At 64.2% G+C, this 13,098-nt stretch carries 10 protein-coding genes; 7 read left to right on the top strand and 3 right to left on the bottom strand.

Annotation, left to right across the window (positions count from 1 at the left end):
• Positions 1–80 precede the first annotated feature (80 nt).
• Positions 81–1,181, top strand: coding sequence for a DNA polymerase IV (dinB, locus tag MAF45_RS03065; protein WP_237978084.1), 1,101 nt, complete (start codon positions 81–83; stop codon positions 1,179–1,181).
• On the opposite strand, the gene MAF45_RS03060 is transcribed toward dinB, so the two are convergent.
• Genes MAF45_RS03060 through MAF45_RS03050 form a run of 3 tightly spaced genes read right to left on the bottom strand, consistent with a single transcriptional unit; the run spans position 1,178 to position 3,370 of the window.
• Positions 1,178–1,978, bottom strand: a complete 801-nt coding sequence (locus tag MAF45_RS03060; RefSeq protein ID WP_237978083.1) for a BPSS1780 family membrane protein — start codon at positions 1,976–1,978, stop codon at positions 1,178–1,180. The genes dinB and MAF45_RS03060 overlap by 4 nt on opposite strands.
• On the bottom strand, positions 1,978–2,961 hold the full coding sequence (locus MAF45_RS03055; protein WP_237978082.1) for a homoserine kinase: 984 nt from the start codon (positions 2,959–2,961) through the stop codon (positions 1,978–1,980). Before MAF45_RS03055 ends, MAF45_RS03060 begins: the two co-directional genes overlap by 1 nt.
• A 46-nt stretch (positions 2,962–3,007) precedes the next feature.
• Positions 3,008–3,370: a hypothetical protein gene (locus tag MAF45_RS03050; protein WP_237978081.1), complete on the bottom strand. Its 363-nt coding sequence runs from the start codon at positions 3,368–3,370 to the stop codon at positions 3,008–3,010.
• Between the two features lie 196 nt (positions 3,371–3,566).
• Between MAF45_RS03050 and polA the strand changes: the two genes are divergently transcribed.
• The 6 genes from polA (at position 3,567) to MAF45_RS03020 (ending at position 12,953) form a co-directional block, all read left to right on the top strand.
• A complete protein-coding gene (gene polA, locus MAF45_RS03045; RefSeq protein WP_237978080.1) occupies positions 3,567–6,374 on the top strand; it encodes a DNA polymerase I in 2,808 nt (935 codons plus the stop codon).
• A gap of 287 nt (positions 6,375–6,661) precedes the next feature.
• Positions 6,662–8,284 (top strand): ammonia-forming cytochrome c nitrite reductase subunit c552, encoded by a 1,623-nt coding sequence (locus tag MAF45_RS03040; protein ID WP_237978079.1) that lies wholly within the window; start codon positions 6,662–6,664, stop codon positions 8,282–8,284.
• 114 nt (positions 8,285–8,398) lie between these two features.
• A complete protein-coding gene (ccmI, locus tag MAF45_RS03035) occupies positions 8,399–9,376 on the top strand; it encodes a c-type cytochrome biogenesis protein CcmI (protein WP_237978078.1) in 978 nt (325 codons plus the stop codon).
• Positions 9,377–9,391: 15 nt separating this feature from the next.
• Complete coding sequence (locus MAF45_RS03030; protein WP_237978077.1) at positions 9,392–9,640, top strand: chaperone NapD; 249 nt, start codon at positions 9,392–9,394, stop codon at positions 9,638–9,640.
• Positions 9,641–9,818: 178 nt separating this feature from the next.
• Positions 9,819–12,560 (top strand): nitrate reductase catalytic subunit NapA, encoded by a 2,742-nt coding sequence (napA, locus tag MAF45_RS03025; RefSeq protein WP_237978076.1) that lies wholly within the window; start codon positions 9,819–9,821, stop codon positions 12,558–12,560.
• Between the two features lie 90 nt (positions 12,561–12,650).
• The gene (locus tag MAF45_RS03020) at positions 12,651–12,953 is read left to right on the top strand and encodes a nitrate reductase cytochrome c-type subunit (protein ID WP_237978075.1); all 303 of its coding nucleotides are present in this window, start codon (positions 12,651–12,653) and stop codon (positions 12,951–12,953) included.
• Positions 12,954–13,098 lie beyond the last annotated feature (145 nt).

Here is a 13,098-nt window from a genome sequence, read left to right as displayed (position 1 = left end):
CTTGAAAATTAAGAGGCGCCTATTCTACAGCAGCCCGAGGGTTCCGATTCCTTTTTGCCGTTTCGTAGAATAAGCTCATCATGAAACGCCCCTACCGCAAAATCATCCACATCGACATGGACGCTTTCTACGCCTCCGTCGAGCAGCTCGACCACCCGGAGCTGCGGGGCAGGCCGATTGCGGTGGGCCGCGGCGAAGGCCGCTCCGTGGTCGCCACCGCGAGCTACGAGGCCCGGGCGTTCGGCGTGCATTCCGCGATGCCTTCCTTCAAGGCGAAGGCGCTCTGTCCGGAGCTTGTGTTTGTGCGCCCGCGCATGGAGCGCTACCGGCAGGTCTCCGAGAGCGTGCGTGCGATCTTCCGGCGCTACACCGAGCTCGTGGAGCCGATCTCGATCGACGAGGCGTTCCTTGACGTAAGCGAGGGAAGGCTCTCGGGGCCGGAGGCCGCCGCCGCGATCAAGCAGGATATCCGCCGCGAGCTGCACCTGGTCGCCTCGGCCGGGGTCTCGTTCAACAAGTTCCTCGCCAAGGTGGCGAGCGACTGGAACAAGCCCGACGGTTTTTTCGTCATCCGTCCCGAGGACGCGGTCGAGTTCATAGCGGCGCTGCCGATCGAGGACTTCTGGGGAGTGGGTCCGGTCACGGCCACGAAGATGCGCGAGGCAGGCATCGAGACGGGAGCCGATCTGAGGAAGTGGAGCCTCGGGGCGCTCGTTCAGGTCTTCGGGGCTGCGGGCGAATCCTGCTACCGCTTCAGCCGGGGCATCGACGAGAGGCCCGTGACGCCGGTGCACGTCCGCAGGTCCGTCGGGAGCGAAACCACGCTAGAGAGCAATGCGGTCACCCTTGAGGAGGTTTTAAGGGAGCTTGAGCCCGTGGAGCTTTCGCTGATGAGGCGGCTCGCCCGAAGCGGCTTTCTGGGCTCGACCCTGACACTCAAGCTCAAGCTGCCGGACTTCCGGGGCGTCACGCGCTCGAAGAGCCTCGGGCACCCGCTGCAGTCTCCGCAGGAGATCAGGCGGCTGACCAGAGAGCTGGCAGCCGAGGTGAGGCTTCCGGCCGCCGGAGTGCGGCTTGTCGGGCTTTCGGTCTCAAGGGGTGACCGGGACGAGCAGCTGGAGGCCGGCGCCTCGCAGCTGGAGCTGGGGCTGTCCGAGGGCGGCTCGGAGCCCGCCCCTTAAAAGCCCGCGGGCCGCTCCGAGCGGGGTCCCTCGAACGTGACCTCGCTGAAAACCGTCTTCCACATCGGGTAGTAGGTGCCGTAGATCAGGGCGGTGCACAGGAAGGAGACGGGAAAAAGAAAGAAAAGTGCGACCGCGCCCAGGCCTGAAACCGAGACAAAAAGAGCGGTGAGCCCCATGAGCAGCCCCGTCGCACTGAAGGCGAGGAAAAGGGCGACCGCAATGGCGGGCAGGTTCGAGAGGCATCCGAAGAACGAGAAAAAGAGGGCCTTCGGCAGCGGCAGGTTCTTCAGGTAGATCAGCAGCGGCGCGAACCACAGCGCCATGGCGCACGGGATGTAGACGGCCAGGGCCGCCACGATCGCTCCGTAGGGGACGTGCTGCGCGGCGGAGTCCCAGTTGATGCGTCCCTCGGCGCTGATCTCCCACTTCGCGATGTCGTCTGCGGCAAGAAACTCCCAAATGATTGACACGAGCACGATCATCATGGCGTAGAGGATGCCGACACGCAGCATCCTCAGCCTCGTGTCGGTCCGGTGCCAGGACTGGAAGAGGATTTCAAGCGTGGGCCTGCGCCCGGAGAGCGAGTCTGCGCCGCCCTTTGCGATGAGCAACGTCCCGAAGGGCCAGAACAGTCCCGCAAAGACGAGCCCCACCCAGGGCAGCATCCCGAAAAGCGCCATCGTCATCACGTAGACCGAAGCGACCGCCGTGAAGCCAAGGGGCTGCAGGCGCAGGATCCGGAGGCTCGAGGAAAACCAGGACAGGCCGTTTTTAATCTGCGAGACGACGCCCATCAGAGACCCTCCCCCTCGGGCCAGGGCAGCGCGCAGGTCTGTCTGTCGCGCAGCACCCGGTGGAACTCTTCCGGATCAAGGGGATGGAGAAGCTCAGCCTCGCGGGGCATGTAAAAGTCGGTGAGCCGGCTCACCCAGAAGCGGAACGCCGCGGCGCACAGCGCCCCGCGCCACATCTTGCGTTCCAGCCCGGAAAGAGGCCGCACCGCGTTGTAGGCCGAGAGAAAAGCGCTCGTGAGCTCAGGCCGGAAGGCTCCGGTCGCAGGATCGCTGCACCAGTCGTTCATCGTGACGGCGAGATCGTAGACAAAGGGAACGCAGCCTGCGAAGAAGAAGTCAAAGACCCCGGTCACCCGCTCCTGCGCAGTGCCGACATCGGCGAGCTTCGCGTTGTTGCGGAACAGATCGCAGTGACAGGCCCCCGCGGGCAGACTCTTCCAGTCCGGGCTGCCCTGGAGCGCGATCTGGGCCTGCAGCTCGTGGGCGAGGTCGGGCCGCAGAGACTCAGGAATGCGCGGCAGGATCACGGGGATCGTCTTGATCCACCAGACGAGCCCCCGGGGATTGTCCAGGCTAAGCCTGAAGTCGCTCACCGCGAGGTGCATCCGCGCGAGAGTCTCGCCCATTGAGGCACAGCCCTTCTGCGACACCCGGCGTCCGTCTTCGCCCGGGAGATATCCGCAGAGGATGCAGGGCTTGGAGCCGAAGTGCTCAAAGAGGTCGCCGTTCACGGTGCGCAGGGGGCTGGCCACCCTGCAGCCGTGCTGCGCGAGGTGCTCCATGAGCGAGAGATAAAAGGGCAGCGACTCGTCGGTGAGCTTCTCGAAAACCGTAAGGACCCAGCGCCCCGCGTCGGTATTGATGACGTAGTTGGTGTTTTCGATGCCGGTTGCGATCGGCTCGAGGGACTCAAAACGTCCTGCGTTCCAGCGGCCGATCAGGGCCGCGGCTTCGCTAGGCGTGATCTTTGTAAATACAGCCATGGCGTTTTCCTTTCACGCGATTAAACAGAGGGCGGGGCTCTGCGCCTCACCATCCGATGCGGATCTGCCGGGTTGTGCCCATCGTGCTTTTGGAATTTCCGCCCGGGGTGTCGTCCGCAGGCCGGTCGGCCTCGTTTTTCATCGTGTAAGGGATATGCGTGGAGCCGGGCGTCACCACGTACTCCGTCACATGGTTGTTGGGGTCGCGCACCTGCTCGATCGTAGTGTTCTTGGCCGGCGGCTCGGGCGCCCGGCCGGCTTCCCGCTCGGCGCGGGCTTTCTGCATGTCGGCTTGGGTGGGGACCAGTCCCGTGGCATCGTCCGGGACGCTGTTGCCCGCCGCGGAGGCGGGCGCTGCAATCGCGAGGAGGGCGGCAGCGGCGGCCGCCATGACGGCACAAATCTTCATAGAAGTATCCTTTCTTCTGGGGTCGGTTCGATAGGCTCGAACCGATTAAAACTATTTTGCCATGTCCCGGGCCCGGCGTGGCAGGCCGGGGACTAAAAAAGCGCGGGGGCGGACAGGCGAAGCTCCCCAAACACGGTTAAAGTGAGAGAAAAGCGCCCGCGGCACTCCGCCGCTGGCTCCCGGAGGAATATTCAACATGTCAGAAACGCTGCTCCTGGTCGACGGCTCCAACTATCTCTTCCGCGCTTTCCACGCGCTGCCTGATCTTCGTACAAGCGCGGGCGAGCCCACCGGGGCGATCAAGGGGTTCACGGCGATGCTCGGGGCCGTGCGTTCGAAGGTAAAGCCTGATTTCGGGGTCTGCGTGTTCGACGCGAAGGGCAAGACGTTCCGCTCCGGGATCTATCCTGAATACAAGGCGAACCGCCCGCCGATGCCTGAGGACCTCGCGGCTCAGATCGGTCCGATTCACGAGTTCGTCCGCGCGCTGGGCTGGCGCATCATCGAGAAAAGCGGCGTCGAGGCCGACGATGTGATCGGGACGCTTGCAACGCGCGCAAAGGCAGAGGGCCTCACCACTTACATCGCAACGGGCGACAAGGACCTCAACCAGCTGGTCGAGGACGGGCGCGTGATGACGATCAACACGATGACCCACGAGGTGCTGGACGAGGCGGGCGTCAAGGCCAAGTTCGGGGTCCCTCCCGGACTCATCATCGATTACCTCGCGCTCATGGGCGACAAGGTCGACAACGTGCCGGGCATCTACAAATGCGGGCCGAAGACGGCCGCGAAGTGGCTCGAAGCCTTCGGCAGCCTCGAAGCGGTCGCCGAGCACGCCCCCGAGGTGAAAGGGAAGGCGGGCGAGTATCTCCGGCAGGGACTCGGCTTTCTTCCTGTCGCGAAGGATCTGGTCACGATCCGCACCGCGGTGGAGCTGCCCGAGGTGGGGACCTGCCGCGATCTCACCTTCTCGGAGCCTGACGAGGCGAAGCTCGAGCCTCTTTTCGCCCGCTGGGAGATGCGCAGCTCGGCCGGACGCATAAGAAAGCAGGCGGCGCAGGCGAAAAAGCCCTCTGCGCCTGCAGGCGCGCAGCCAGACCTGTTCTCCGCGCTGCCCGCCTCGGGGCCGGCGCCGGCCGGCGTCCTTCCTCAGCCGCCCGGACTGCTCGAGGATCCCGTGGACTTTTCCCTGGTCGAGGACGAGGCCTCGCTCAAGGCGATGCTCGGGGTCCTCGGGGCGCAGGAGCAAAGCGCGATTCCTGTTTCTGTCGAAATCCTTGCGGACTCGCACCAGCCCATGACCGCGAAGCTCTGCGGGATCGCGCTCTGCGCGGGCGGCGCGGGGGCTTGGTACATGCCGCTCGCGCTTGGCGACGGAACCCGCTCGAAGCCGCAGCAGGACCTTCTCGAAGGGCTTCGGCCGTGGCTTGAAGGCGGGGCGCCGAAGGTCGGCCACAGCGTGAAGTTTCTCCTTCATGTCTTCGCGAACGAGGGCATCAGGCTTTCGGGAAGGCCCGGCCGGGGCTTGGAGGACACGCGGCTGCAGGATTACGTAATCGAGTCTCACAACCGCCATGAGCTGCCGCGGCTTGCGCTCCGGTGGCTGCGCCGCCCGATCCAGGGGCCCGAGGAGGTCTTCGGGCGCGGGGCCTCGGAGAAGCGTCCCTGGGAGGTTCCCCGCGAGCAGGCCGCGCGATATGCGGTGGAGAGCGCTGCGGCGATCCGCGCCCTTTACGCGCGGTTCCTTCTCAAGATGCGCGAGGAGCCCGCGCAGAAGCTCGAGTCAATCTACGAAGACATAGAGCTGCCCACCGAAAGCGTGCTCTTTCGGATGGAGAGAACCGGCACACTGATCGACCCCGTGCGGCTCGAGGCGCAGAGCCGCGAGCTCGCAGCCCGGATCGGCGAGCTCGAACGGCGCGCCTGGCAGGAGGCGGGCGAAGAGTTCAACCTGAGCTCTCCGAGGCAGCTCGGGCACATCCTTTTTGAAAAGCTCGCAATCCCGGCGAAGAAAAAGACCGCGAGCGGTGGCTATTCGACCGGTGAGGAGGTGCTCTCGGAGCTCGCGGCGGACTATCCCCTGCCCCGGACCGTGCTTGAGTACCGCGCGCTCGCAAAGCTGAAGAGCACCTACACGGACAAGCTGCCGGCGATGATTTTTCCGGGCGACGGACGCGTGCACACCACTTTCGGGCAGGCCACGGCCGTGACCGGAAGGCTCGCCTCCTCGGACCCCAACCTGCAGAACATCCCGGTGCGGACTGAGGAGGGAAGGCGCGTGCGCGAGGCTTTCATCGCGCCCGCGGGCTGCAGGATCGTCTCGGCAGACTACTCCCAGATCGAGCTTCGGATCATGGCCCACCTGTCCGGCGACCCGGGGCTTGTGAGCGCCTTCCAGCGCGGCATGGACGTGCATCGCGCGACGGCCTCCGAGGTGTTCGGAGTGCCGCCCGAGGAGGTGACGCCCGAGCAGCGCCGGATGGCCAAAGTGATCAATTTCGGCTTGATCTATGGCATGGGAGCGCACGGCCTCGCGCAGAACCTGGGGGTCGACCGCGCGAAGGCGGCGGAGTTCATCTCGCGCTACTTCGCGCGCTATCCGCTCGTGCATGAGTACATGGACCGGACCCGGCAGCTTGCCCACGAGCGCGGTTACGTCGAGACCGCCTTCGGGCGCCGGCTGTGGCTGCCCGACATCGAAAGCACGCGCGCAGTGGTCCGGGCCGGCGCAGAGCGCCAGGCGATCAACGCGCCGATGCAGGGCACAGCGGCCGACCTGATCAAGATCGCGATGGTCTCCGTCCAGAAGTGGCTCGACGAGAGGGCGCTGTGCTCGAGGCTCGTGCTTCAGGTTCACGACGAACTCGTGCTCGAGGTCCCCGATGAAGAGCTCGGCGAGGTCATGAAAAAGCTCCCCCTCATCATGTCCGGCGTCGCGACGCTCCGCGTACCGCTCACCGCCTCCGTGGGTTCGGGCGAGAGCTGGGAAGCGGCGCATTGAAAATCAGCTTTTTTCACGAAAATACATTGATCTAAGCCAAACATTGATTTGAAGGAAACAAATTTTAAAAAATTGTTTTTAGTAACAAAGAACTAAACTATTTTGTTTTTAACATATTACCACTTTAGTGTATTATCAAATAGTTCTTTCGGATGGTGAATAGCTCCGTGCCGTAAGGTTTAATTAAGACTGACAGCAAGATGGCGCATGAAGGCGGCGGAAGACAGAAAAAGACCGCTTTGAGCCGACAAAGAATGCAGCGATGCAGCGTTTAAGGAGACTTAACTATGCAGCTCACCCGTAGTTTGTTAGCCCGATGTTTTGCCTTAGCGGTTGCGGGGACCTTCGCCTCGATCGCCTCGGCCGCAAATAGCGCGTCCTGCGCGGGCTGCCACAAGGACATCACAGAATCCAACCACATCAGCGCCCACAAGAACGTGGCCTGCTCGACCTGCCACAGCGATCTTGACAAGCACGTCGCCGGCCAGGTGAAGCGTCCGGGTACCAACAATGACCCGGCGGTCTGCGGCACCTGCCACAAGGAGCAGTTCACAAGCCTCTACAAGGCCAACGACAAGAGGGAGGCCCGCAAGAGCAAGACTGCGGCGAACGGTCCTTCCCCGAACCCCTTCTTCAATATGGCCTTGGGCGGCCACGGCTTCACCACCGAGCATGACGAGCCGCGCTCGCACAACTTCATGCTGATGGACCAGATGCTGGTCGACCGCGGCTGGGGCGGACGCTTCCAGCCGAAGGAAGGCTGGCTCTACGCCGCCCATGGCTCGGGCGCGATCAAGGCCTGGGACATGGTGAAGGACATCTGGCCCGGCGACAACCAGCAGAAGGTCCGCGGCGTGCCCGGAACGGCGGCGGCCGGCAATGCGGTGTGCTGGACCTGCAAGACGACCGACCCGATGCTCGGCTGGGCGTATCTGGGCGATCCGAAGCCCGGCACCACCTTCTCGCGCACCGGCTCGCCGATCGACGTGATGAGGGCGTCCAATCACGCGCTCAACTGCAACTTCTGCCATGATCCTCACAACGCGAAGCCGCGCATCGTGCGCGACGCGCTCATCCAGGCCGTCACACGCACGGACTTCCCCTCCGTCTACAACGAGGGCAGGAACTGGGCCAAGGTCGACGTGAAGGATGCGGGCGTCCGAGGCTTCGTGCGCAAGGTGGGTTACCTGAGCAAGCCCGACTCCAAGCTCATGTGCGCCCAGTGCCACGTCGAGTACGTCTGCAACCCGGGCCTCGATCCGAAGACCGGCAAGAAGGTGGGCTTTGACAGCCGGCTCACGAACCTCTTCCCGTTCGTGACCACCGACACGATCGAGAAGTTCTACGACCATGTGGGCTACGCCGACTTCAAGCATCCGCTCACCGGGGCGAAGCTGATCAAGATGCAGCATCCCGACACCGAGACCTACAACAACTCGGTGCACGACAAGGCGGGCATCGGCTGCGCCGCCTGCCATATGCCCAAGGTGAAGAAGGGCGGCAAGACGATCACGAACCACTGGGCCACCTCTCCCCGCAACTATATGAAGGAGACCTGCCTGACCTGCCACAAGGACAAGACGGCCAAGCAGATGAACCAGGTGATCGATGCGATGCACAATCACTACACGGGCAAGGTCCGCAACGCCGAGCAGCGCATGACCGAGATGTTCAATGCCTTTGAAATCGCGAAGGCGGCCGGCGTCTCCGAGGACGTGCTCGAGCAGGCCCGCAAGCTGCATGCCACCGCGCATGTGAACTGGGAATGGAACACGGCGACCAACGGCGCCTGGTTCCACAATCCGGAACTCGCCATGAAGCAGCTTGATACCGCCGCGAAGAGCGCCACCAAGGCCCGCGATCTGCTTCGCAAGGCGGTGGCCGACAAACAGGGCGCCGCGAAGAAGTAAGCCGGCAGCTCCTTCCTGAAAAACGGGAAAAGGCCCGGGCCGTCCGCCCGGGCCTGCTTAACCCGGATCGCAGAGCGGGCGGGTTTTCCGCCCGATCTTTTTCAACCACTCTCTATGAACGAAACGTTATGGTTTGCCGCTGCGGCGGCAGGGCTCGTTGCCGTTGTGCTCGCCCTCCTTTTTGTGCCGGCGGTCAGGGCCCGGAAGAGGGCCGCTTCGCCCGAGTCGCAGCGCGACGAGGCGAGAAAGCTCCTTGCCGGCGAGCGCTCGAGGCTTGAAGCGGACCGGAAGGCGGGCCGCATTTCCGAACAGCAGTACCTCGAAGAGACCGAAGAGCTTGAACGCAGGGCCCTCGAAGAGCTTTCGTCCGGGGCCCGCGGCGGGTTCTTGAAGAACAGCCGCTCCCTCAGGATCGCCACGGCCCTGGTGCTCGCAGCCGCGGTGCCGGGCGCGGCCTGGCTGGCCTACAGCCATTTCGGCAGTCCTGAAATCCTGGGGCTGGCCGGTGGAAGGGCCGAGGCGCCCACCGCCTCGCAGGCTGCGGCGGTCGCCCAGGCCTCCGATCCCGCCTCTGAAATGAAAGCTCAGGCCGAGCAGCGCGCCGCGGCCGGGATTACGGAAAACACGGACGACGCACAGCTTGAGGCCTGGTGTCGCGCGCATCCCGGCGACGGGCGCGCGGCGGTGATGCTCGCGCGCCGGTATGCGGATCGCGGGCAGTTCGGCCCGGCCGCCGACTATTACGAACGGGCGCTCTCGGGCGACCCGAAGGCGCGCAACCCCGTGGTTTACACGGAGGCGGCCGCGGCCCTCATTTCCATGCCTGAGCCGATGAGTCTTGAGGTGCGCATGAAGAAGGCAGTCGGATGGCTCGACCAGGCTTTTGCGATGCAGCCCGACTACGGAAACGCCATGATGGTGCGCAGCGCGATCGCCGTGCAGCGCGGGGAGTGGGCGGTCGCCGAGAGACTTTTCCGCACAATGGCGGAAAAATTTCCGACGGGCAGCGCCGAGCGCGCCCAGCTGCTCGCACAGGCCGATAAGGTCGTGCAGTTGCGTAAAGCCTCCGCCCGGGCGGGCCGGGGCTCCTGATCAAAGGGGATCTTCATGTTTTATTCAGGCATACTTGTGACTGCGGCTCCGGGAAAATTTGACCTTGCCGTGAAGTCCGTGCAGGAGCACGGGCTCGAAGTGTTCCAGCAGGAACGGGCTTCGGGGCGCTTCATCGCCGTGATCGAAGGCGAGTCCATTTCTAAGGAAGCCGGGATCTTTCGGGAGCTTCTGGAGCTTCCGGGCGTGCAGGACGCCTCTCTGGTCGTGAGCCAGGAGGACAGCGCAGAGGGGTCCCGGGCGTAGTTTTTTAAGTTCGTTTTTTTAGATCCGGCCGCGGAGCCGCGGGCGCAGACTTCGGGAGAATGAGGTCCGCGCCGCAGCGGCGGCTCCTGCGGTCCGGCAGGCAAAGGGGCTCCCCGCGCCATGCAAGCCCGCAGACAAGAAGGGCGGCGCGGCGGTGCCCCGCAACTAGGAGAAGCAAATGGAAAACACCAGTGCGATTTCTACGGTGCGTGTCAGCCGCCGGCGCCTCATGAAGGCGGGCGTCGCGGCCTCCGCCGCAAGCATCGCGGGCATTCCAATCACCTCCGAGGCGGCAGGGGCCGCGCGCGAGGCTGAAGCGGGCATCACTTGGACCAAAGGCGTCTGCCGCTTCTGCGGTACGGGCTGCGGCCTGCTCGTCGGTACGAAAAACGGCCGCATCGTGGCGACCAAGGGCGATCCGGACTGCGAGGTGAACCGCGGCCTCACCTGTCTCAAGGGCTACTACAACTCTGAGATCATGTACGGCAAGGACCGCCTCACGCGTCCCCTGATGCGCCGCACGAACGGCAAGTTCGACAAGAACGGCAAGTTCGAGCCCGTCAGCTGGAAAGAAGCCCTCGACGAGATGGAGAAGCACTGGAGGGCCGCCTATCAGGAGCTCGGCCCCACCGGCGTCGGGATCTTCGGCTCCGGCCAGTACACCATTCCCGAGGGCGTTGCAGTCGTGAAGCTCCTCAAGGCCGGATTCCGCTCGAACAACATCGACCCGAACGCCCGCCTTTGCATGGCGTCGGCTGTGGTGGGCATGTACCAGGTCTTCGGCGTGGACGAGCCCTCGGCCGGCTACCACGACTTCGAGCGCACGCAGAACATCGTGCTCTGGGGCAACAACCCCGCCGAGGCGCACCCTGTGCTCTGGAGCCGGATCATCGCCGCGAAGCGCACGATTCCGGGCTATCGCATCATTAACCTGCAGACGCATCCGACGCTTTCCTCGCGCAACGCCGACGTCGACATCATCTTCAAGCCGAACAGTGACCTTGCGATCGCGAACTACATCCTGCGCGAGATCGTGCACCGCGGCTGCTACGACAAGGACTTCATCGACCGCCACTGCATTTTCGCCACGGGCCCGACGGACATCGGCTACGGCATGCGCCCGACCGACAAGTTTGCCTATCCGGCTGAAAAAGACACGCAGGCCAAGCAGGTGAAGAAGGTGCTCTCGGAGGCCGAGGCCGTGGGCCAGCGCCGCCGGCCGGGTGAAGCGGTCGAGCAGAAGCACGCGGGCGGCCCCGCGGGCTCGCACTGGCACATCACCTTCGAGGACTTCAAGAAGGGCGTCGAGCCCTACACGCTCGAGTATACGGTCCGGGTCGCGAAGGGCGATCCCGATGAGTCGGCGGACTCTTTCGCCAAAAAGCTGAAGATGCTTGCCGACATTTACTGCGACAAGGCCTCGCGCGTCATCTCCACGGGCTGCATGGGCACCAACCAGCACCAGCGCGGCACCTGGATCAACGAGTCGCTGTACTCGATTCACCTTCTCATGAACAAGCAGGCGAAGCCCGGCAACAGCATGTTCTCGCTCACCGGCCAGCCTTCGGCCTGCGGCACCTGCCGCGAGGTGGGGACGTTCTCGCACCGCCTGCCCTCGGATCTGCTCGTGGCGAATCCGAAGCACCGCGCGAAGTGCGAGAAGATCTGGGGACTGCCTGAAGGAACGCTCAACGGCGTGGTGGGCTACGACGCCATGAAACTGCTGCGCGGGCTCGAGGACGGCACCGTGCGGTTCCTGTGGACCCAGGTCGTCAATATCTTCCAGTCGACGCCCAACTCGACGCACTGGCTGCGCGCCGCCAGAAAGCCCGAGAACTTCATCGTGGTGGCCGATGCCTATCCGACGTTCTCCGCCACGCAGGCTGCGGACCTGATACTGCCCGCCTCGATGATCTTCGAGAAGTGGGGCGTTTACGGCAACGGCGAGCGGCGCACCAACGGCTGGCCCGAGATGGTGAAGGCCCCGGGCGAGGCCCGCACCGACGTCTGGATGATGCTCGAGTTCGCCAAGCGCTTCAAGATCAAGGAATGCTGGAAGGAGCAGAAGCTGCCTGGCGGCAAGACCCTGCCCAACGTGCTCGACCGCGCCCGTGCGATGGGCATCGACCCCGAGGCCTCGCTCTACGACGTGATTTTCGGCAACAAGTTCCTGCGCAGCTTCAAGTGGCCCGATCCCAAGTGGAAGGGCCGCGCCTGCGGCACGGCCGAAGTTCTGGGCGACGGCTGGTTCCCGGAGAAGGCGCTCTACGAGGAGTACTGGCAGTTCACCCAGGGTGAGCACCAGATCTGCCACTTCGACGAGTCGATCCTTGGCCACGGCATCGTCTGGCCCTACATCGACGGCAAGAGCATCTCCTACCGCTTCAACGGCAAGTACGACCCCTTCTGCAAGGGAGCGGACTTCGCCTTCTACGGGCCGCTGATGAAGGCGATCCCCTCGGGCAACCTCGACGGGGTCACCGACAAGACGCCCAAGCCCCTGCCGAACCGCGCGAAGATTTTCTTCCGTCCGTACGCCGACCCGGTCGAGATGCCCGACGAGAAGTACGACCTGTGGTTTGACACCGGCCGCCTCATGGAGCACTGGCATACCGGCACGATGACCACCCGCGTGCCCGAGCTCCTGAAGGCCGTGCCGGAGGCAAGGCTTTACATGAACCCGGCCGACGCCAAGAAGCGGGGAATTGCCGACGGGGACCGCGTGAAGGTGACGAGCCGGCGCGCGACCATCTACGCCAGGGCCTGCCTGGGCGGCAGGATGCCCGTGCAGAAGGGCATCACCTGGGGCGCGTTCTTCGACCAGAACGTGCAGTTCAACCAGCTGTGCCTGGACGCCACCTGCCCGCTCTCGCTCGAGCCGGACTACAAAAAGTGCGCCATTCGGGTCGAGAAGGCCTAAAAGCCTGCCGAAGAACCGGCCTGAGGACCGCCTTCCCGCCCGAAAGAGGGACGGGAAGGCTCCCCGGGCCCAGAGAAGAAGGATTCTGACATGATGACAAAGAAAATCGGTGCCGCGGCTTTCGTGCTTCTCGCGGCCTTCGCCGTGAATGCGGGCGCGGCCACCAACGTTCTCATCCCCCATGATACGAAGGGCATGGAGATCACAAAGGACAAGAACATGTGCCTGATGTGCCACGCCGACAGCTACAAGAGGGTGGGGCAGCCTGCGAAGAAGGGCACGGCCACCGCAATGCCCGCGGATCACTGGATGAAGGGCAAGAACGGTGCGATGGAACCCGCGCCGATCCGCTACAACTGCTCGGCTTGCCACTCGCCTGCCAACAATTACTGAGGCGGGGCGGCCGCGCTGAAGGGAGGCGGGCTTTCCTCCTCCTTTCAGTCCGGCGGGAGATGCAGATAAAAAAAGCGCGGCCTGAAGCGAAAGCTTCGGGCCGCGCCTTTTTCGTGGTGCGCCCAGCAGCGCACGTGTGACCAGT

Origin of the sequence: Mesosutterella porci (assembly GCF_022134585.1) — a bacterium.
In the GTDB taxonomy this organism is placed as follows: Bacteria; Pseudomonadota; Gammaproteobacteria; order Burkholderiales; family Burkholderiaceae_F; genus Mesosutterella; species Mesosutterella porci.
Note: the sequence above shows the minus strand (reverse complement) of the source record. Positions and strands in the feature narration are given on the sequence as shown.

Coding starts and splice junctions, on each gene's coding strand:
- MAF45_RS03055 (WP_237978082.1), bottom strand. CDS start 2,961: ATGGCTGTATTTACAAAGATCACGCCTAGCGAAGCCGCGGCCCTGATC.
- MAF45_RS03050 (WP_237978081.1), bottom strand. CDS start 3,370: ATGAAGATTTGTGCCGTCATGGCGGCCGCCGCTGCCGCCCTCCTCGCG.
- MAF45_RS03040 (WP_237978079.1), top strand. CDS start 6,662: ATGCAGCTCACCCGTAGTTTGTTAGCCCGATGTTTTGCCTTAGCGGTT.
- ccmI (WP_237978078.1), top strand. CDS start 8,399: ATGAACGAAACGTTATGGTTTGCCGCTGCGGCGGCAGGGCTCGTTGCC.
- dinB (WP_237978084.1), top strand. CDS start 81: ATGAAACGCCCCTACCGCAAAATCATCCACATCGACATGGACGCTTTC.
- napA (WP_237978076.1), top strand. CDS start 9,819: ATGGAAAACACCAGTGCGATTTCTACGGTGCGTGTCAGCCGCCGGCGC.
- MAF45_RS03060 (WP_237978083.1), bottom strand. CDS start 1,978: ATGGGCGTCGTCTCGCAGATTAAAAACGGCCTGTCCTGGTTTTCCTCG.
- MAF45_RS03020 (WP_237978075.1), top strand. CDS start 12,651: ATGATGACAAAGAAAATCGGTGCCGCGGCTTTCGTGCTTCTCGCGGCC.
- polA (WP_237978080.1), top strand. CDS start 3,567: ATGTCAGAAACGCTGCTCCTGGTCGACGGCTCCAACTATCTCTTCCGC.
- MAF45_RS03030 (WP_237978077.1), top strand. CDS start 9,392: ATGTTTTATTCAGGCATACTTGTGACTGCGGCTCCGGGAAAATTTGAC.